The 18,212-nt window shown below is 71.0% G+C and carries 18 protein-coding genes and 1 pseudogene; 11 read left to right on the top strand and 8 right to left on the bottom strand.

Annotated features, from left to right (window positions below; all coding sequences use genetic code 11):
* Window positions 1–209 precede the first annotated feature (209 nt).
* The gene (locus tag J5X86_RS37645) at window positions 210–1,007 is read left to right on the top strand and encodes a site-2 protease family protein (protein ID WP_119987419.1); all 798 of its coding nucleotides are present in this window, start codon (window positions 210–212) and stop codon (window positions 1,005–1,007) included.
* A 197-nt stretch (window positions 1,008–1,204) separates the two neighbouring features.
* Here the strand turns inward: J5X86_RS37645 and J5X86_RS37640 are convergent, their stop codons facing one another.
* The 6 genes from J5X86_RS37640 to J5X86_RS37615 form a co-directional block, all read right to left on the bottom strand.
* Window positions 1,205–1,405, bottom strand: a complete 201-nt coding sequence (locus J5X86_RS37640; RefSeq protein WP_208521157.1) for a hypothetical protein — start codon at window positions 1,403–1,405, stop codon at window positions 1,205–1,207.
* Between the two features lie 103 nt (window positions 1,406–1,508).
* Window positions 1,509–2,246, bottom strand: coding sequence for an NADPH-dependent F420 reductase (gene npdG, locus J5X86_RS37635; protein WP_119994395.1), 738 nt, complete (start codon window positions 2,244–2,246; stop codon window positions 1,509–1,511).
* A 47-nt stretch (window positions 2,247–2,293) separates the two neighbouring features.
* Window positions 2,294–3,277, bottom strand: coding sequence for a carbohydrate ABC transporter permease (locus tag J5X86_RS37630; RefSeq protein ID WP_243982473.1), 984 nt, complete (start codon window positions 3,275–3,277; stop codon window positions 2,294–2,296).
* The gene (locus J5X86_RS37625; RefSeq protein ID WP_059143140.1) at window positions 3,274–4,215 is read right to left on the bottom strand and encodes a carbohydrate ABC transporter permease; all 942 of its coding nucleotides are present in this window, start codon (window positions 4,213–4,215) and stop codon (window positions 3,274–3,276) included. Before J5X86_RS37625 ends, J5X86_RS37630 begins: the two co-directional genes overlap by 4 nt.
* Window positions 4,212–5,567, bottom strand: coding sequence for an ABC transporter substrate-binding protein (locus J5X86_RS37620; protein ID WP_208521156.1), 1,356 nt, complete (start codon window positions 5,565–5,567; stop codon window positions 4,212–4,214). The genes J5X86_RS37625 and J5X86_RS37620 overlap by 4 nt, the downstream gene beginning before the upstream one ends.
* Window positions 5,564–6,691, bottom strand: a complete 1,128-nt coding sequence (locus J5X86_RS37615) for an exo-alpha-sialidase (RefSeq protein ID WP_208521155.1) — start codon at window positions 6,689–6,691, stop codon at window positions 5,564–5,566. The genes J5X86_RS37620 and J5X86_RS37615 overlap by 4 nt, the downstream gene beginning before the upstream one ends.
* A gap of 261 nt (window positions 6,692–6,952) precedes the next feature.
* On the opposite strand from J5X86_RS37615, the gene J5X86_RS37610 reads away from it, so the two are divergent.
* The gene (locus J5X86_RS37610) at window positions 6,953–7,561 is read left to right on the top strand and encodes a hypothetical protein (protein WP_208521154.1); all 609 of its coding nucleotides are present in this window, start codon (window positions 6,953–6,955) and stop codon (window positions 7,559–7,561) included.
* Between the two features lie 408 nt (window positions 7,562–7,969).
* Complete coding sequence (locus J5X86_RS37605) at window positions 7,970–9,283, top strand: MFS transporter (RefSeq protein ID WP_208521230.1); 1,314 nt, start codon at window positions 7,970–7,972, stop codon at window positions 9,281–9,283.
* A 39-nt stretch (window positions 9,284–9,322) separates the two neighbouring features.
* Here the strand turns inward: J5X86_RS37605 and J5X86_RS37600 are convergent, their stop codons facing one another.
* Complete coding sequence (locus J5X86_RS37600; RefSeq protein WP_208521153.1) at window positions 9,323–9,547, bottom strand: hypothetical protein; 225 nt, start codon at window positions 9,545–9,547, stop codon at window positions 9,323–9,325.
* Window positions 9,548–9,635: 88 nt separating this feature from the next.
* On the opposite strand from J5X86_RS37600, the gene map reads away from it, so the two are divergent.
* The 7 genes and pseudogenes from map to J5X86_RS37565 all read left to right on the top strand — a co-directional run bounded on the left by map (window position 9,636) and on the right by J5X86_RS37565 (window position 16,045).
* The gene (gene map, locus J5X86_RS37595; protein ID WP_078641069.1) at window positions 9,636–10,493 is read left to right on the top strand and encodes a type I methionyl aminopeptidase; all 858 of its coding nucleotides are present in this window, start codon (window positions 9,636–9,638) and stop codon (window positions 10,491–10,493) included.
* A 150-nt stretch (window positions 10,494–10,643) separates the two neighbouring features.
* On the top strand, window positions 10,644–11,288 hold the full coding sequence (locus J5X86_RS37590) for a heme oxygenase (biliverdin-producing) (protein WP_208521152.1): 645 nt from the start codon (window positions 10,644–10,646) through the stop codon (window positions 11,286–11,288).
* Window positions 11,289–11,325: 37 nt separating this feature from the next.
* Window positions 11,326–11,556 (top strand): annotated as a pseudogene (locus tag J5X86_RS37585) (hemin ABC transporter ATP-binding protein); the annotation flags it as partial.
* Window positions 11,557–11,769: 213 nt separating this feature from the next.
* A complete protein-coding gene (gene efeO, locus J5X86_RS37580; protein WP_208521151.1) occupies window positions 11,770–12,900 on the top strand; it encodes an iron uptake system protein EfeO in 1,131 nt (376 codons plus the stop codon).
* A gap of 11 nt (window positions 12,901–12,911) precedes the next feature.
* Entirely contained in the window at window positions 12,912–14,171 is a 1,260-nt protein-coding gene (efeB, locus tag J5X86_RS37575; RefSeq protein WP_208521150.1) for an iron uptake transporter deferrochelatase/peroxidase subunit, read from the top strand.
* Between the two features lie 40 nt (window positions 14,172–14,211).
* On the top strand, window positions 14,212–15,189 hold the full coding sequence (gene efeU / locus J5X86_RS37570) for an iron uptake transporter permease EfeU (protein WP_208521149.1): 978 nt from the start codon (window positions 14,212–14,214) through the stop codon (window positions 15,187–15,189).
* Entirely contained in the window at window positions 15,140–16,045 is a 906-nt protein-coding gene (locus J5X86_RS37565; protein WP_208521148.1) for a hypothetical protein, read from the top strand. The genes efeU and J5X86_RS37565 overlap by 50 nt, the downstream gene beginning before the upstream one ends.
* A gap of 115 nt (window positions 16,046–16,160) precedes the next feature.
* Here J5X86_RS37565 and J5X86_RS37560 read toward each other — a convergent pair whose 3' ends face one another.
* The gene (locus J5X86_RS37560; protein ID WP_208521147.1) at window positions 16,161–16,898 is read right to left on the bottom strand and encodes a bifunctional DNA primase/polymerase; all 738 of its coding nucleotides are present in this window, start codon (window positions 16,896–16,898) and stop codon (window positions 16,161–16,163) included.
* Window positions 16,899–17,067: 169 nt separating this feature from the next.
* Between J5X86_RS37560 and J5X86_RS37555 the strand changes: the two genes are divergently transcribed.
* On the top strand, window positions 17,068–17,970 hold the full coding sequence (locus J5X86_RS37555; protein ID WP_208521146.1) for a glycerophosphodiester phosphodiesterase family protein: 903 nt from the start codon (window positions 17,068–17,070) through the stop codon (window positions 17,968–17,970).
* The last annotated feature ends 242 nt before the right edge of the window (window positions 17,971–18,212 follow it).

Below are 18,212 nucleotides of genomic sequence, written 5' to 3'. Positions count from 1 at the left end.
ATGGATGCCCGTCACCCGGCCGACCGCGCCTGCCCCGGCCGTTCTCCCGTTGACCCCGGCCCGGCCATTCTCCCGTTTCCCGTGGACCGGCCGTTCCCCCCGTTTTCCCTGGCCCGGCGGTTCTCCCGTTTACCCTGGCCCGGAACTCCGCGCCCCCCGTTCGACGTTTCCCCCTCAGCGCTCACCAGCCCGTATGGAGACCCCACTCGATGACCACCGCCATCAGCCGCCGCGAGCGGCGCATCAGCCCCGTCTTCCTCGGACTGTTCGCGATCATGGTCGTGTCCGCGTGGGCGGTGTGGACGGAGTACTCCGCGAGCCCCGGCTTCGCCGTCTTCCTGTTCGTCGTCTCCGGCTGGGTCGTCTCTCTGTGCCTGCACGAGTACGCCCATGCGCGCACCGCGCTGCACGGCGGGGATCTGTCGATCGGCGCGAAGGGCTATCTGACCCTGAACCCGCTGAAGTACACACATGTGGCGCTGAGCATCGTGCTGCCCGTGGTCTTCGTGATCATGGGCGGGATCGGGCTGCCGGGCGGGGCGGTGTTCATCGAGCGGCACCGGATCCAGGGCCGCTGGAAGCACAGCCTGATCTCGGCCGCGGGCCCGCTGACGAACGTGCTGTTCGCGGCCGCGCTGACCGCCCCGTTCTGGCTCGATGCCACGGACCAGGTGCCGGAGCTCTTCCGCTTCGCACTCGCCTTCCTGGCGTTGCTGCAGGTCACGGCGGCGATCCTGAACTTCCTGCCGGTCCCGGGCCTGGACGGCTACGGGGTGATCGAGCCCTGGCTGTCGCACCGCATCCGGCGCCAGGTCGAGCCGTACGCGCCGTTCGGGCTGCTCGCGGTCTTCGGAATCCTGTGGATACCCGAGGTCAACGAGGCGTTCTTCGGCGCGATCGACGCGGTGATGCGGGCCCTGGGCGTATCGGAGTGGGACACCTACTGGGGGCAGGAGTTCTTCCGCTTCTGGCAGGGCGAGCCCGATATCGCCGGATTCCGCTCCTAGGGGTGCCTGCGGCGGGCTGTTCCCCTCCCCGCCCCTTCCCCTAACCAGGGCTTCGCCCCTGGACCCCCCGGGGGCTGGGGCGGAGCCCCAGTTTCGGGAAGGGGCGGGCAGGGGAAAGCATCGACATGCGGCTCCGCCGCGTGGTCCGCCGGGCACCCGTAGCAGCTCCCCCGTGAGCTCGGCCCGCGGCGGTGGCCTCAGCTCGTGGCGCCCGTGCTCTCCCGGTCGGCCGCGCGGTCGGCCCGGGCCTTGCGGACGTAGTACCAGGCCATATTGGACGAGATACCGGCGATCATGATCCAGATGATCCCGAGCCAGCTCCCCCGCGCGAAGGACACGACGGCCGCGGCGATCGCGAGGACGCAGACGGCCAGGGTGCAAAGGGCGAGGCGGGGCATGGGATCGGCTCCTGTCGGGGGATGTGGCACTCCCCCACATTGTCCCCCATGCACCGCCGCGGGGGCGGGGCGCCCCGGATGCGCCGGTCGGGCGGCAGCGCCCTCAGACGTCGGTGACGCGCAGGCCCGCATGGGCCTTGTAGCGGCGGTTGACCGAGATCAGATTGGCCACCAGCGACTCCACCTGGTGGGCGTTGCGCAGCCGGCCCGCGAAGACGCCGCGCATGCCGGGGATGCGGGCCGCGAGCGCTTGGACCAGGTCGGTGTCGGCACGCGACTCGCCCAGCACCATCACATCGGTGTCGATCTGCTCGACCTCGGGGTCCTGCAGCAGTACGGCCGAGAGGTGGTGGAAGGCCGCGGTGACCCGGGAGTCCGGCAGCAGGGCGGCGGCCTGCTCGGCGGCGCTGCCCTCCTCCGGCGTCAGGGCGTACGCGCCCTTCTTGTCGAAGCCCAGCGGGTTGACGCAGTCGATGACCAGCTTGCCGCTGAGCTCCTCGCGCAGCGAGTCCAGCGTCTTGGCGTGGCCGTCCCACGGGACCGCGACGATGACGATGTCGCTGCGGCGCGAGCACTCGGCGTTGTCCGCGCCCTCGATGCCGAGCTCCGCGCCGCCCAGCTCCCGCGCCGCGGTCTGCGCGCGCTCGGCGGCGCGCGAGCCGATGATCACCTTCTGACCGGCCCTGGCCAGCCGGTAGGCGAGGCCGCGGCCCTGGTCGCCGGTGCCGCCCAGCACGCCGACGGTCAGGCCGGACACATCGGGAAGGTCCCAGGGGTCCTTGGCGGGGGCCTTCTTCGCGGGGGCGTCGGACGCGGAGTTCGGGGCATCAGGAGTAGTCATGACAGTGATCCTGTCACGCACCGCGGCCACCTTCACGGTGACGTCTCTTACGCTTTGACACTCCCCTCCGTCAGCCCTGTGCGCCAGTACCGCTGGAGTACGCCCATCAGCACCATCAGCGGCAGGACGGACAGGAACGCCCCGCCGACCGTGTACTGGTACAGCTCCGGCTGCCGGTCCGCGTACCCCTGCCAGGACGTCAGGCCGAGCTGGATCGGGTAGAGATCGGAGTCGGAGAGCATGACCAGTGGCAGAAAGAAGTTGTTCCAGATGTGCACGAACTGGAACAGGAAGACGGTGACCAGCGCCGGGGTCATCAGCCGCAGCCCCAGCGTGGAGAAGATCCGGGCCTCCCCCGCGCCGTCGATCCGCGCCGCCTCCAGGAGGGAGTCCGGGACGGCGGCGGCCGCGTAGATCCGGCACAGATAGACCCCGAAGGGGCTGACGATGCTGGGGATCAGCACGGCCCAGTAGGTGTTGGCCAGACCGATCTCGCTGAAGAGGAGATAGAGCGGGAGGGCGAGCGCCGTGCCCGGGATCAGCACTCCGGCCAGGATGACGTTGAAGATGCCCTCCCGGCCGGGGAAGCGGAACTTGGCCAGGGCGTAGCCGGCGGCGGCCGACAGCAGGGTGGCGGCGAGCGCGCCGACGCCCGCGTACATCAGGCTGTTGGCGAACCACCGGACGTAGATGCCGTCGTCGTAGGTGAGCACCCGCTGCAGATAGTCGAGCGGGTGCGGGTCGTGGAACCAGAAGCCGAAGGTGCCGAAGAGATCGCTGCTGGACTTGGTGGAGGAGACGACGAGCCAGTAGACGGGGGTCAGGAAGTAGATGGCGGCGACGGTGAGCAGCGAGACGGTGATGATCCGGTGCCGCAAGGGGGGTTCCGTCCCCTCCCGGCCCTTCGCCGCGCGGCGGCCCGCACCGGGCCGGTCATCGGGCGGGACCGTCTCGGGCCGCCCCTGACCGGGTGCGGCCTCGTCCGCGGGCTCGCTCGCGACCGCGCCCGCCAGGTCGTTCGCCTCGTTCATCCGTTGTCGCCGTCCTTCCCCCGCCGGCCCACGAGTCTCAGGAATCCGAAGGACAGCACGCAGGCGACGAGGGCGAGCAGGACCGCCTCGGCCGCCGCGATGTGCTGGTTGTTGCTGGTGAACGCCTCGTTGTAGGCGGCCAGGTTGGGGGTGTAGCCAGAGTCGATGGAGTTGCTCAGCGGTTTGAGCACCTTCGGCTCGGCGAAGAGCTGCAGGGTGCCGATGAGGCTGAAGACGGTGGTGAGCACGAGCGCGGGCCGGATCAGGGGGAGTTTGATGTGCCGGGCGACCTGCCAGGCATTGGCCCCGTCGATCCGCGCCGCCTCGTAGAGCTCTCCGGGTACGGCCTTGAGCTGGGCGATCAGCACCAGCATGTTGTAGCCGGTGAACTGCCAGGTGACGATGTTGGCGATGGACCACAGGACCGCCCCGCGGCCCAGGAAGTCCACGTCCCAGCCCATCGAATCGGCCATCTCCACCAGTGGGCTGATCCCGGGGACGTAGAGAAAGCCCCACAGGATCGACGCGATCACACCGGGCACGCCGTACGGCAGGAAGAAGGCGGTCCGGAAGAAGCCGACCCAGCGCGCGGAGGCCGCGTCCAGCAGCAGCGCGAGCGCGGTGGCGAAGGCGATCATCAACGGGATCTGGACGGCGCCGAAGAGCAGCACCCGGCCGAAGCCCGCCGTGAACCGGTCGTCCTCCAGGGCGTGGGCGTAGTTGGACAGGCCCGCCCACACCTGCTTGGTCTCCCCGCCGAGGCCGAGCGGCCCGGTGCGCTCGACCTTCAGCAGGCTCTCGTAGAGGGCGTAGGCGATGGGGGCGATGAAGCACAGCAGGAAGAGCGCGAGGAAGGGCAGCAGAAACCCGGACGCCGCCCGGGCGCTGCGTGCCTCGGTCCGGGTGAAGCGGCGGGGGGCTTTGCTCACCCGCCTCACCCGGCCTTCACCTTGAGGCCCTTTTCCTTGAGGTCGGCGATCGTCTCGCCCTGCACCTTCTTCAGTACGGAACGGAAGTCGGACCCGTCCCCGATGGCGGCGGTGAAGGCGTCGCCGAGCCGCTGGTAGAGGGTGTCTGTGGCGGGGCCCCACTTCCAGCTCGTGTCCACGCCCTTGCTCGCCTCGTCGAAGACCTTGCTGTATGCCTGGCCGCCGAAGAAGTCCTTGTGCACATCGAGCTGGGAGGTGGTGTACCCCTGCTTGGCGCCCGGGGTGCCATAGCCGTTCTCGATCAGGAGCTTGATCGACTCGGGGTCGGTGTTGAGCCAGATCGCGAAGGCCAGCGCGTCCTTGGGGTACTTGGTCTTGGCGAAGACCGCGGTGGTGGAGCCGCCCCAGTTGGCGTAGGAGGCGTCGCCCTTCTTCCACTGCGGCATGGGCACCACGCGCCACTTGCCCGCGGTCTTGGGCGCGTTGCCGACCAGCAGGGCGTCGCCCCAGCTCGCGCCGAGCCAGGAGGCGATGGAGCCGGTCTGGACGTCCTTGTACCAGGCGTTCTGCCGGTCCGGAATGGTCTTGATGAGCTTCCGCCGGGCCAGGTCGTACCAGTAGTCGGCGACCTTACGGGTGGGCTCGTCGTCGATGGAGACGGTCCAGGTGTCGCCCTCGGTGCCGAACCAGCGCGCCCCGGCCTGCCAGGCCAGCCCCGCGAAACGGTTGCCGTTGGTGGCCGAGAAGGTCTCGATCCAGGCGCCCTTCTTACGGATCGCCGTGGCCGCCGCCTCGTACTCGTCCCAGGTGGTGGGCGGCTCTATGCCCCACTTGTCGAACAGGTCCTGACGGATGAACAGGCCCATCGGACCGGACGCCTGCGGTACGGCGTAGACGGCCTTGCCGAAGACGGACTGCTGCCACTGCCAGCCGATGAACATGTCCTTGTGCTCGGCGACCCCGTACTTGGTCAGATCCAGCAGCCCGTTGTCGACGAGGAAGCTGGGCACGACCGGGTATTCGATCTGGCCGAGGTCCGGCGGATTGCCCGCCTTGATGGCGGCGTGCATCTTGGCGTACTGGGCGCCGTCGACGGCCGAGACCTTCTCGACCTTGACCCGCACCTCGGGGTTCTTGCTGTTCCACAGGTCGACGGGCTTGTCGATGCCCGGCACCCAGGACCAGAAGGTCAGGGTGATCTTCTCGCCCTTCTTGCGGCCCTTGGGTTCCCCGCCCCCGTCGTCGTCCGAGCCGCAGCCCGCGAGGGCGAACCCGGCCGCCGCGGCGGCCGCACCGCCGAGGACGGCGCGGCGCGGCGCGCCGGACAGCCAGGTGTTCCGGTTTCTTTGGGTATCGCTCATACCAGCTCCTCCATCGGAATGCGCCGGAATGTGATGGTCGAGTAGGCGCTGAAGTCGCCGGTCTCGTAGAGCAGTCCGACCGTGGCGTCGTCGAGTCGGACCAGATCGGAGTAGGCGGCGGGCAGGCCGTTCACGGTGTGCGTGGGCCGCCAGGTGACACCGCCGTCATGGCTGGTGCGGACGGTCATCAGCGCCCGGTACGCGGGGTCGGCGGGGCCGGAGAAGAGCAGCGCGTCCGGCTCGCCGAGGTGCAGCACACTGCCCTCGACCACGGGGGCCACCAGACCGGCCTGCGGCCGGAAGGCGAGGTCCAGGGTGGCGCCGCCGTCGCCGGAGTGGGCGTCGGCGCGGGTGCCGGGCGCGGTCGCGTCGGTGCGGGTGTTGAAGTAGACGCGGCCGTCGGGGAGTTGGGCGGCGGTGGTCTCGTTGACGTTGACGTAGCCGTCGGGGTTGTCGTCCACGTACCCGATCCGCCAGGTCGCGCCGTCGTCGTCGCTGAGCAGATCGTGCCCGCCGTTGTACCGCCCCTCGGTGCCGTCGTCGCCGGGGACGGTCGGGGGCAGGGAGTGGTTGGCCGCGACGACGATCCGGCCCGCGTGGGCGCCGTACCGCAGTTGGAGGGCGTGGCCGGGGGTGGTGGCGTACCACCGCCATTCGGGCCGCTTGGTGCTCGCGGTGATCTCGCGGGCCTCGCTCCAGCTCGCACCGTCGTCATCGCTGTACGTCAGCCACACCCGCCGCCCGTCGGCCGCGCTCACCTCACCGCGCCGGATCCGGTCCTCGGTGGCGGAGGCGGCGCTGCGGATATGCGCCAGCAGGACGCGGCCGTCGTGGGGACCGCCGTCGAGGACGACGGGGGCCGGATTGCCCGCCGTGCCATCGCCGTTGCGGGCGACGAGCTGTAAGGCGCCCCAGGTCCGTCCGCCGTCGGCCGACCGCTTGAGCACGAGATCGATGCGGCCGTAGTCGGCGGAGGAGTCCGCCCGGCCCTCGGCGAAGGCGAGGAGTGTTCCGGCGTGGGTCAGCACCACTGCCGGGATCCGGTAGCTCGCATAGCCCTCGGTCGCCGCCCGGAACGGAACGGACACCTCGTACGAGCGTGCCGCCCCCGTGCCGACTGTCATCAGACCTCCCGATGCCCCGTCGCAATCGAGTGCCGAGTCAGAAAAATGGGACGTAGGACGTCCCTTGTGTGCCGCGACCTTAGGGTTTGCCTTACAGAGCGTCAAGAGACGGCGCATGAACAGTTGGAGACGCAGCAGGAGCACACGCGACCGACGGACACGGACCCGGTCGGCGGCATGCCCCCCGCATATGTCCCGAACGAGTGAGCCGGGCCCGAATCGCGCCCACGGGGCCGCGGGCCGCGGCAGGATGCGGATGCCATGGACGCCGTAAGGGTTGCACTGCTGCGCGAGGTCCTCGCCGGAACCGAATGGCTCCAGGCCACCCGCCGCTTCGCGGGCTCGCTACGGGCCTCGGTCGGACCGCGCGAGGGCGGACTGCTGCTGGTCGGCAGCGAGAGATACGAACCGTGGCATCTGGCCGCACATCTCGACGACGAGGCGGCCTGGTCCGGACTGCCCGAGCTGTCCCCCACGCTCGTCCGCCACCGGGTACCGGAGGGCGCCGCCGTGCCCGCGCATCTGGCGGTCGGTCTTGGACGGCTGGAGCGGGCGGGCCGCGGTGAGACCCTGCTGGTGGTCGCGCCGGGCGACCCCGGGGCCGGGCTGCTGGAGCGGGTGAACGACGCCCGCCGGGGCGGGGCGACCGTGCTCGCCCTCGACGGCGGCGACACCGGGCTGCACGCCCTGGCCCATGACGCGCTGTCCGCCCCCGAGGGCGGGGAGCTCGACCTGGACACCCTCCAGCACCTGGTCAGCGCGGCCGCCGGAGAGAACAGCCTGCCACGCCCCGGCCGCCGCCGACGCTTCCAGGACCGGCTGGCCCGACTGGCCGAGCACCTGGCGGCGCCCCCGCCGACCCACTGGTGACGACGGCCCGAGGAGCCGTACTGATGACGCCGCTCCACGGGGCGTATCGGTAACCGCGCCGCACCGGGCCGTACCGGTGACGGCACCCCACGGGACGTAACGGTGACCGCGCCGCACGGGACCTACCGGTCACGGCGCCCCACCGGGCCGTACCGATGACGGCACCCCACGGGCCCTACCGGTGACCGCACCCTACGGGCCCGACCGGTCACCGCGCCCCACCGGGCCGTACCGGAGACGCGCCCCACGGGACGTAACGGTGACCACACCCCACCGGTCATACCGGTGACCGCACCCCCCGAGCCGCACCGGTCACCGCGCCCCACCGGCCCCGCCGGTCACCGCCCCACCGGCCGTAATTCGGTTGCCCGGGGCCGGGGCCCGGCCGGACGATGTGACCTCGTGACCATGACCGACCAGGACGACCCCCCGGCGCGCCGCGCGCCGCGTTTCCGCGCGCTGCTGCCCGATCTCGGGCCCTGGCACTCCTCCCGCGACTTCCGGCTGCTGTGGACCGCGGGGCTGGTGACCGCCTTCGGCAGCTTCCTGACGATGGTGGCGCTGCCGCTGCAGATCAAGGAGTTGACGGGCTCCGCCGCCGCGGTCGGCGCGATCGGGGCGGTCGAGCTGGTGCCCCTGATCGTCTTCGGACTGTACGGCGGTGCGCTGGCCGACGCGGTCGACCGGCGGCGGCTGATCCTGCTCACCGAGGCCGGGCTCGGGCTGCTCGCCGCGCTACTGCTGGTCAACAGCCTGCTGCCGGATCCCATGCTGTGGCCGCTGTACGTCGTGGCCGCGCTGGCCAGCGCGCTGACCGGGCTGCAGCGCCCCGCCATCGACGCCGTGGTGGCCCGTATCGTCCCGCATGACCAGCTCACCGCGGCCGCCGCGCTCAACGCGCTGCGCTGGCAACTGTCCGCCATCGTGGGGCCCTCGCTGGCCGGGGTCGTCGTGGCGTACGCCGGGCTGCCGCTCGCCTACGGCCTCGATCTGCTGACCTTCCTGGTCTCCGGGCTCCTGGCCCTCCGGCTGGCCTCCGCACCGCCCGCACACGACGCCGAACCGCCGTCGCTGCGCGCGATCGGCGAGGGCGCGCGCTACGCATGGCGGCGCAAGGAGCTGCTGGGCACGTACGCGGTGGACATGGCCGCCATGTTCTTCGCCTTCCCGAACGCCATCTTCCCCTTCCTCGCCGACGATCTGGACGCGCCCTGGGCGCTCGGCCTGATGTACGCGGCGGGGTCGGCCGGTTCGGTGGCGGTGAGCCTGACCAGCGGCTGGACCGCCCGGATCCACCGCCATGGCCGAATGGTGGTCGCGGGCGCGGCGGTCTGGGGGCTGGCGATGGCCGCCGCGGGGTGGCTGTCCAACGTCTGGCTGGTGCTGCTGTGCCTGGCGGTGGCGGGCGGCGGGGACATGGTCAGCGGACTGTTCCGCTCGACGCTGTGGAACCAGACGATCCCGGAGAAGCTGCGCGGCCGGCTGGCCGGTATCGAGCTGCTCTCCTACGCGACCGGCCCCCAACTGGGCCAGGTCCGGGCCGGAACCATGGCCGGGCTCACCGGCGTACGGGCCTCGGTGTGGTCCGGCGGGCTGGCCTGCGTGGCCTCGGTCGGCCTCCTGGCACTGGCGCTGCCCCGGCTGATGAGCTACGACGCCCGGACGGACGAACACGCCCGCCGGGCGCGCGAATCCCGTGAGTTCCGCACCACGCCCGGCTGATCCCCCGGCGCCCCGGGCCGGGGCTTCGGAGCAGGGGCCTCAGCGCGTCGCCGGGGGCTCGTCGTCCCGCCAGCGGGGGTCGTTCTGCCACTCCTCGTTGCGCTCGCGCGCGGTCTCCATGGCGTGGGCGGCCTCCTCCGGGGAGGCGTACGGCCCGAGGCGGTCGGCGGCGCGGCATTCCGGGCCCTCTTCGACCTTCTGGTGCCGGATGCAGTAGTACCACTCACCGGGCTTGCCGGCGGTCCCCCTCTTGAACAGCGCCATCCCGGCCTCCGGCCTCCGCTCGTTCCCCAGTGGCCCTAAGGGCCCTTGCGGCCATGCTGCCCCATGCGCCGCCGATACACTCGCTGATATGTCTGGCCAGTCGCTTCTAGTCCCGGGGACGCTCTCCCCCACCCGCCCCGTCCCCGCCTCGATCCCGCGTCCGGAGTACGTCGGCAAGGCGGGCCCGACGCCTTATGACGGGCCCGAGGTCCAGGACGCCGAGACGATCGAGCGCATGCGGATCGCGGGGCGTATCGCCGCACGGGCGATGGAGGAAGCCGCCAAGCTGATCGCGCCGGGGGTCACCACGGACGAGCTGGACCGGGTGGCCCATGAGTACATGTGCGACCACGGCGCGTACCCCTCGACGCTGGGCTACCGCGGGTTCCCCAAGTCGCTGTGCAGCTCGGTCAACGAGGTCATCTGCCACGGCATCCCGGACACCACCGTCCTCCAGGACGGCGACATCGTGAACCTCGACGTGACCGCCTTCATCGGCGGGGTGCACGGGGACAACAACGCCACGTATCTGTGCGGTGAGGTGGACGAGGAGTCGCGGCTGCTCGTCGAGCGCACCCGGGAGTCCCTCAACCGCGCGATCAAGGCCGTCAAGCCGGGCCGCCGGATCAACATCATCGGCCGGGTCATCGAGTCGTACGCCAAGCGCTTCGACTACGGCGTGGTCCGCGACTTCACGGGCCACGGGATCAACTCCTCGTTCCACTCCGGCCTGATCGTGCCGCACTACGACAGCCCGCACCACACCACCGAGATCAAGCCGGGGATGACCTTCACCATCGAGCCGATGCTGACGCTCGGCACCTATGAGTACGACATGTGGGAGGACGGCTGGACCGTGGTCACCAAGGACCGCAAGCGGACGGCGCAGTTCGAGCACACACTGGTGGTGACGGAGACCGGGGCGGAGATCCTCACCCTGCCGTAGCGGCCGGGCCGGTTCACCGAATGTCTTGTGCCGGGGGCCGATTCTTCGCCGGCCGTTTTACCGACAGCTTGTCGGGAAAGCTATTGACGTAGCCAGTGGCCTCTACTTAGGTAAGGCTAACCTATACACCTCGGCCCCCGGAGGTCCACCGTGGAGTTCTCCGCCCTGATCCGCACCGCCTCACGGGAAGCACACACGGACGTCGGGAGCTCGTCGTTCATGACCGATCTGCTCGGCGGGCGCCTGGGCGTGGCGGCCTACCGCCGCTACTCCGAGCAGCTGTGGTTCGTCTACCGCGCCCTGGAGACCCCGGCCGACGCGCTCGCGACAGACCCCGTGGCGGGCCCGTTCCTCCGGCCGGAGCTGGCCCGTATAGCCGAGCTGGAGCGCGATCTGGCCCACCTCGGCGGCCCGGACTGGCGCACCGGCCTCACCGCGCTGCCCGCCACGACGGCGTACGCGGCGCGGGTGGCCGAGTGCGCCCGCGACTGGCCGGCGGGCTATGTCGCCCACCACTACACCCGCTATATGGGCGATCTCTCCGGCGGCCAGTACGTCCGGGACACCGCGGAGAAGACCTGGGGCTTCGCCCGCAAGGGCGACGGCGTGCGGTTCTACGTCTTCGAGTCGATCGGCAACCCCGCCGCCTTCAAGCGGGAGTACCGCGCGCTGCTGGACGCGCTGCCGGTGGACGATCTGGAGAAGCAGCGCGTCGTGGAGGAGTGCAAGCGCGCGTACGCGCTGAACGCGGGGATCTTCCAGGAGCTGGCCGAGGAGTTCCGGCTCAGCGCCTGAGGCACCGTATGCGCGGCGCCCGAGGCACTGTATGCGCGAAGCCCGCGTCGCGCTCGCCCGCGTCCTCGCCCGGCGCACCGCGCTGCTGCTGCTCGACGAGCCGACCGCCGCCCTCGATCTGCGCCGCCAGGAGCTGGTCCTGAGGGTGTGCCGGGAGCGGGCCGCCGCGGGGGACGCGGTGGTGGTGGTCCTGCACGACCTGTCGCCGGCCGCCGCGTACGCGGACCGGGCCGCCGTCCTGCACGACGGCCGGATCGCGGCGACCGGGGGGAGACATGCAACGAGCCGCGCCCGTGAGAGGCGTGCATCACTTTCCCTGACTCCGAACCGGATCAAATCAGCCACCTTGGCAAAAACTTTGCCATCCACAGGTCACTCCTTGACCTTGCACAGGATCCACACAGGCAAGGCTCAGTTAAGTTAGGCCAGCCTTATCCGGCCGTCCTCCGTCCGCCCTGTCCTGATTCCGTCTGGAGCCCGTATGCGAGCCGCTCGCACCTCCGTTGTCGCCGCGATATCGGCGCTGGCGACGATCAACGTCGCCGGCTGCGCCCAGAAGTCCGACGCCAAGGGCTCGGACGCCGTCCAGGTCACCGCCTCCGACGACGCGTGCGAGGTCTCCAAGACCTCCTTCCCCGCCGGGCATGTGAAGCTCGCGGTGGAGAACAAGGGCTCCAAGGTGACCGAGGTGTACGTCTACGCCCCGGGCGACCGGATCGTCACCGAGCGGGAGAACATCGGGCCCGGCACCTCCACCTCGATCAGCGCCGAGATCAAGACCGGTTCGTACGAGATCGCCTGCAAGCCCGGGATGAAGGGCCACGGCATCCGCCAGAAGGTGTCCGCCACCGGCAAGGGCGCGGTGGCCAAGCGCGATCCGAAGCTGGACAAGGCGGTGGCCGCGTACCGCGCCTACGCCCAGCAGCAGGCCGACGAGACCCTGCCCGCGGCCCAGAAGTTCGCCGACGCGGTCAAGAAGGACGACGTCGATGGCGCCAAGAAGCTCTACGCCCCCTCCCGCGTCGGCTGGGAGCGCACCGAGCCGGTCGCCGAGTCCTTCGGCGACATCGACCCCAAGGTCGATGTGCGCGAGGACGGTCTGGAGAAGGGCCAGAAGTGGACCGGCTGGCACCGGCTGGAGAAGTCGCTGTGGCAGACCAAGAAGATCACCGCGGCCGACCACACCCTCGCCGACCAGCTCATCAAGGACCTGAAGGACTGGCAGAAGCGCGTCGGCACCGCCGACATCACCCCCACCGGCATGGCCAACGGCGCCAAGGAGCTGCTGGACGAGGTGCAGACCGGCAAGGTCACCGGTGAGGAGGAGCGCTACAGCCACACCGACCTGGTGGACTTCGAGGCCAACGTCGAGGGCGCCGAGACCTCGTACAAGCTGCTCAAGCCGGTGGCGTCCAAGAACGACCCGGAGCTGGCCAAGGACCTCGACAAGCAGTTCGCGGCCGTCGGGAAGCTGCTGGACAAGTACCGCGAGGGCGAGGGCTTCGTGTCGTACGACACCATCACGGAGTCCAAGCGCAAGGAGCTGTCCGACGCGGTCAACGCGCTGGCCGAGCCGCTCTCCCGGCTCGCCGCCGCCGTCGTCACCAAGTGAGGGAGCCGGGCATGACCGACGAGACCGGCACCGCTCCCTCGCGCCGGGCGCTGATCGGCTGGGGAGGCGCCGGGCTCGCGCTCGGCGCCGCGGCAGCCGGCGGCGCTGCGGCCGCGCTGAGCGGCGGTGCGGACGACACCGAGGCGGTCGCCGACAGCGGCGCCGCGGTGCCCTTCTACGGGGCCCACCAGGCGGGGATCGCCACGGCGGTGCAGGACCGGCTGCACTTCGCGGCGTTCGACGTCACCACCGACGACCGCGCCGAGCTGATCGCGCTGCTGAAGGAGTGGACGAAGGCGGCGGCCCGGATGACCCAGGGGCACGCGGTCGGCGGCGGCGCGGTGAGCGATCTGGCGGAGGCCCCGCCGGACGACACCGGCGAGGCGCTCGGCCTCAAGGCGTCCCGGCTCACTCTCACCATCGGCTTCGGGCCCACGCTCTTCGAGGACAGGAAGGGCAAGGACCGCTTCGGCATCGCCGACCGCCGCCCCGAGGCGCTGATCGACCTGCCCGCCTTCCCCGGCGACAACCTCGACGCGGCGCGCAGCGACGGCGATCTGTGTGTGCAGGCGTGCGCGGACGACCCGCAGGTGGCCGTGCACGCCATCCGCAACCTGGCCCGGATCGGCATGGGCAAGGTGGCCATCCGCTGGTCGCAACTGGGCTTCGGCAAGACGTCCTCGACCACACCGGACGCCCAGACACCGCGCAACATGATGGGCTTCAAGGACGGCACCCGGAACATCGCGGGCACCGACACCGCCGCCCTGGACAAGCATGTGTGGGTGAGCGGGAAGGCGGGCCCGGCATGGCTGGCCGGCGGTTCGTATCTGGTGGCGCGCCGCATCCGGATGCACATCGAGACCTGGGACCGCACCTCCCTCAAGGAGCAGGAGGACGTCTTCGGCCGGGACAAGGGCGAGGGCGCGCCGCAGGGCAGGCAGCATGAGCGCGACGAGCCGAATCTGAAGGCGATGCTGCCCACCGCGCATGTCCGGCTGGCGCATCCGGACTCCAACGGCGGGGCGCGGATCCTGCGCCGCGGCTACTCCTTCACCGATGGCACGGACGGTCTGGGGCGGCTGGACGCGGGGCTGTTCTTCCTCGCCTACCAGCACGACGTACGGGACGGGTTCGTACCGGTGCAGCGGGGGCTGGCGCGCTCCGACGCGCTCAACGAGTACATCCAGCACGTGGGTTCGGCGCTCTTCGCGGTCCCGCCGGGCGTCCGGGACGCGGACGACTGGTGGGGCAGGGCGCTGTTCTCCTGACGGACTCCCCCCGGATCCCTCGACAAGGAAGGCGAACCCCGTGTTCGGCAATTACCTGATCGGTCTGCGCGAAGGGCTCGAAGCCAGCCTGGTGGTGTGCATCCTGGTCGCCTATCTGGTCAAGACCGAGCGCCGGGACGCGCTGCGCCCGGTGTGGCTCGGGATCGCCGTCGCGGTGCTGCTGAGCATGTCCTTCGGCGCGGCGCTGGAGTTCGGCTCGCAGGAGCTGACCTTCGAGGCGCAGGAGGCGCTGGGCGGCTCGCTGTCGATCCTGTCGGTGGGCCTGGTGACCTGGATGGTGTTCTGGATGCGGCGCACCGCCCGCCATCTGAAGTCCGAGCTGCACACCAGGCTGGACGCGGCGCTCGCGGTGGGCACCGGGGCGCTGGTGGCCACGGCCTTCCTGGCGGTGGGCCGGGAGGGCCTGGAGACCGCGCTGTTCGTGTGGACGGCGGTGCGGGCGAGCAACGACGGTACGGCGGATCCGCTGATCGGCGTGGTCCTGGGCCTGGTCACCGCGGTGGTGCTGGGCTGGCTGTTCTACCGGGGTGCGCTCAGGATCAACCTGGCGAAGTTCTTCACCTGGACGGGCGCGATGCTGGTCGTGGTGGCCGCGGGGGTGCTCGCGTACGGCTTCCACGATCTGCAGGAGGCCGACTGGCTGCCCGGGCTGCACTCACTGGCCTTCGACATCAGCTCCACCATCGCGCCGGACTCCTGGTACGGCACGGTGCTCAAGGGCGTCTTCAACTTCCAGCCGGACCCGACCTGGCTTCAGGTGTGGATGTGGGCGCTCTATCTGGTCCCCACGCTCGCGCTGTTCCTGCGTGCCGGTAGGGTGTCGCCGTCCACAGCAGCCCCCAGGAATCGGGAGCCGGAGCCCCATGACACGCAGGCCGCCCCGTCGGCAGTTGACAGTTCCGACCGCAGCGGCGGTACTGACGCTGGGGATGACGCTGACGGGGTGCATGACGGTCCACGGCGAGCGGGAGAACATTCCGTCGGTGGACAAGGCTGAGGCGCCCAAGGCGCTCGAGCAGTTCACCGACGCGTACAACAAGGCGTACCGGGAGCTGGATCCGGCGGTGGCGAGCCAGGTGGAGACGGGCCCGCTGAAGGCCATCACCACCGCCGACCTCAAGGCCCAGCACGCGAGCTCCCCGAACGGCAACCCCAAGTACCCGGCGCTGGAACTGTCCGACGTCACCTACCGCATCCCCAAGCAGGTGGGCTGGCCGAAGTTCTTCGTCGCGGACGCGGACAGCAACCGCGACGACAACCGCTGGCTGTTCGTCTTCACCCGTGGCGGTGCGGACGAGCCGTGGAAGGCCGCGTATCTGTCGATCCTCAGCCAGGACGAGGTGCCGGACTTCGCGACCGACAAGGACGGCTGGGCCAAGCCGGCCCCGACGGAGGGGCCGACCCCGAAGCTGGCGACCCGCCCGGACAAGCTGAGCGCGGAGTACACCGACTACCTGATGACGGGCGAGGGCTCGGTCTTCGCCGACGGCCAGTCGACCTCGGGGCTGCGGGACACCCGGAAGAAGTTCCTGCGCACCCCGAAGTTCTGGACGGAGTACATCGACACCCCGGCGCAGGGCGCGCAGGACGCCCCGGTGGGGCTGCGCACCTCGGACGGCGGGGCGATCGTGTTCTTCTCCTCGCACCACCGGCAGAAGCAGACGATGGCGAAGGGCTTCCGGCCCAACCCGGATCCGCAGATCAAGGCGCTGATGACGGGCGAGGCGAAGAAGGCGGTGACCCTGACGAGGGTCTCGGAGTCGGCGGTGCGGGTCCCCGCGAAGGATGCGGCGGACCCGAAGGTGGTCTTCCTCAACCGCCTGGAAGGCGTCACGGCAGCCAAGGGCGAGTAGTAGGCGAGGTTGTGGGCAATCGTTCCTCCCCCAGCTACCGCTGGGAGGTGCCCCCGGCGGAACGGGTGGGCACAACCCGGCCACCGGCCCGCACTCGACAACGAAACCGCAAGGGCTACCGCCCTATGGGCCAAGCGGCCGACTCCGCATCGTGGTCCTCGCCCACGAACTGGGCACACGCATCCGTAAGCGTCTCCAGCAACGTCAGCGGATCCGGCAGCGGCCGCTCCGGCCCGAGCAGCCACCCCACATGCCCGTCGCCCGGAAGCCGCGCGGGCGGCATCAGCACATAGCTGCCCCGGCAATGCCACCGCAGCCCCGGATGCTCGTCCATCGTCTCCGGGTGGCAGTCCAGCTCACAGGGCCACCACTCGTCCTCGTCATCCGGCGTGCCCCGGGTGGCGGTGAAGAACAGCATCCGCCCCTGCTGGAGATCGCCGCTGCTCGTGGCCACGGGCCCGACCTCGACCTCGGCCGCGCCCAGCCGCTCCAGGGCCAGCCGCCCGGCGTCCGCGGGCACGTCGAGCACGTCGTGGACGATGCCGGTGGCGGTGATGAAGTTGGCCTGCGGATCGGCGCGCAGCCACTGCGCGACCTTGTCCGGGTCGGTGGTCGCCTGGGTCTGCCAGGCGAACGAGACGGGGTGGCGGCCCGGGGTGGGACAGCCGATGCGGTCACAGGAACAGCCGTAGCCCGAGGGGTGGGCGGCCGGCGCGAGCGGGAATCCCGCCGCCGCGGCGGCCATGAGCAGGTCCTCGCGGACGCCGCCGGCGCCCGCTCCCGTGTCGTGGTCGCCGCCCGCTCCGCTCCTCGGCCGACGCAGCCACTGGGAGAACCTGCCCTTGCGTTCCATCTACCGCCTCGCTTCACCGCCGGTACCGGCGGTACGGCCGGTACCCGATCAATGCTGCCACCATCCTGCTCCTGAAGTGGCCGGTGTCCGCATCCGGGGTGGGTGAGACCACCTCGACCGGGTGTCGATATCAGGGCATACAAGACATCTCGCCCCTAGCGTTCCATCTATGATCAGCAGGCATTTTCTGACCGCCGTCGTGGTGCTCGGCCTCTCCATACCGGCGGCCGTCGCGGCCCACCCCACCGCTCGTCCGTCCGTACGACGCCTCATACCCCCGGCCGGCGAACCGGCGCGGCTCCAGCCCGCGCTCACGGCGCCGTCGGCCGGAAAGCCCGCCGTCGTCTACACCGCGCACCGCGGCGGCGCCCTGGAAGTGCCCGAGAACAGCATGTCCGGGCTGGCCAGTGCCCTCAGCCGGCATGACGTCCAGGTCCTCGACTTCGACACCCGCATGCTGCGGGACGGCACGCTCGTGGTGATGCACGACGCGACGCTGGACCGCACCACCGACCGGACCGGGCCCGTACGGGCTATGACCGCCGCCCAGTGGCGGGGCGTCCGGCTGCGCCCCGACCCCTCCCTGCGCGGCACCTGGCGGCCCGAGCGGCCGCCCACCGTCGCCGAGGCGCTGGACCGGTTCGGCGGCCGGATCACCTTGATGGTGGAGGCCAAGGACCCCGAAAGCCTGCCGCGGCTGGCGCGGATGATCCGCGACCGGGGTCTGATCCACTCCGTCTACGTCAACAGCAACCGCCCCGAGGTGGCCCGCGAGGCCCACCGTAAGGGGCTGATGACCCAGCTATGGCGGTCCGCCCGGCAGATGCGCACCGACACCCCGCGCGACTGGCGCGGGGTCGTCGATCTGCTGGACGTCGACTACCGGGCGCGCGAGAAGGATGTGCGGCGGGCCGTCGCCTCCGGGATACCGCGGGTGTGGGCGCACACCGTGGACACTCCGGCACAGCGGGACCGGATGCTGCGGCTGGGGTGCGACGGCATCATCACGGACGCACCGGCCCTGCTGGTCTCCACGCCCGTACGAATGCCGCGGGCGCTCAGCGGGGGGTGAGCGCCGGCCGGCGGTGGGCGTCGGCCATACCCAGACCGCCCGCCGGTGCCGCCCCGACCGACCAGCGACCCCGGGCCGGGCGGCAAGGACGACCTGCGCGACGCCGCCCCTGGGGCAGCGGGCCCCGCGAGGCGCCCGGCCCAGACGGCGAGGCCGACCCGGGTGAGACCGACCCTGAAGGCAACGGGGCTCCGCGAGGCGCTCCGGCCCGGGGCAGCGGCCCAGCCCCCGGTCCGCGCGGC

It is taken from the genome of Streptomyces sp. NEAU-YJ-81 (assembly GCF_017592595.1).
GTDB lineage: Bacteria > Actinomycetota > Actinomycetes > Streptomycetales > Streptomycetaceae > Streptomyces > Streptomyces hygroscopicus_B.
Note: the sequence above shows the minus strand (reverse complement) of the source record. Positions and strands in the feature narration are given on the sequence as shown.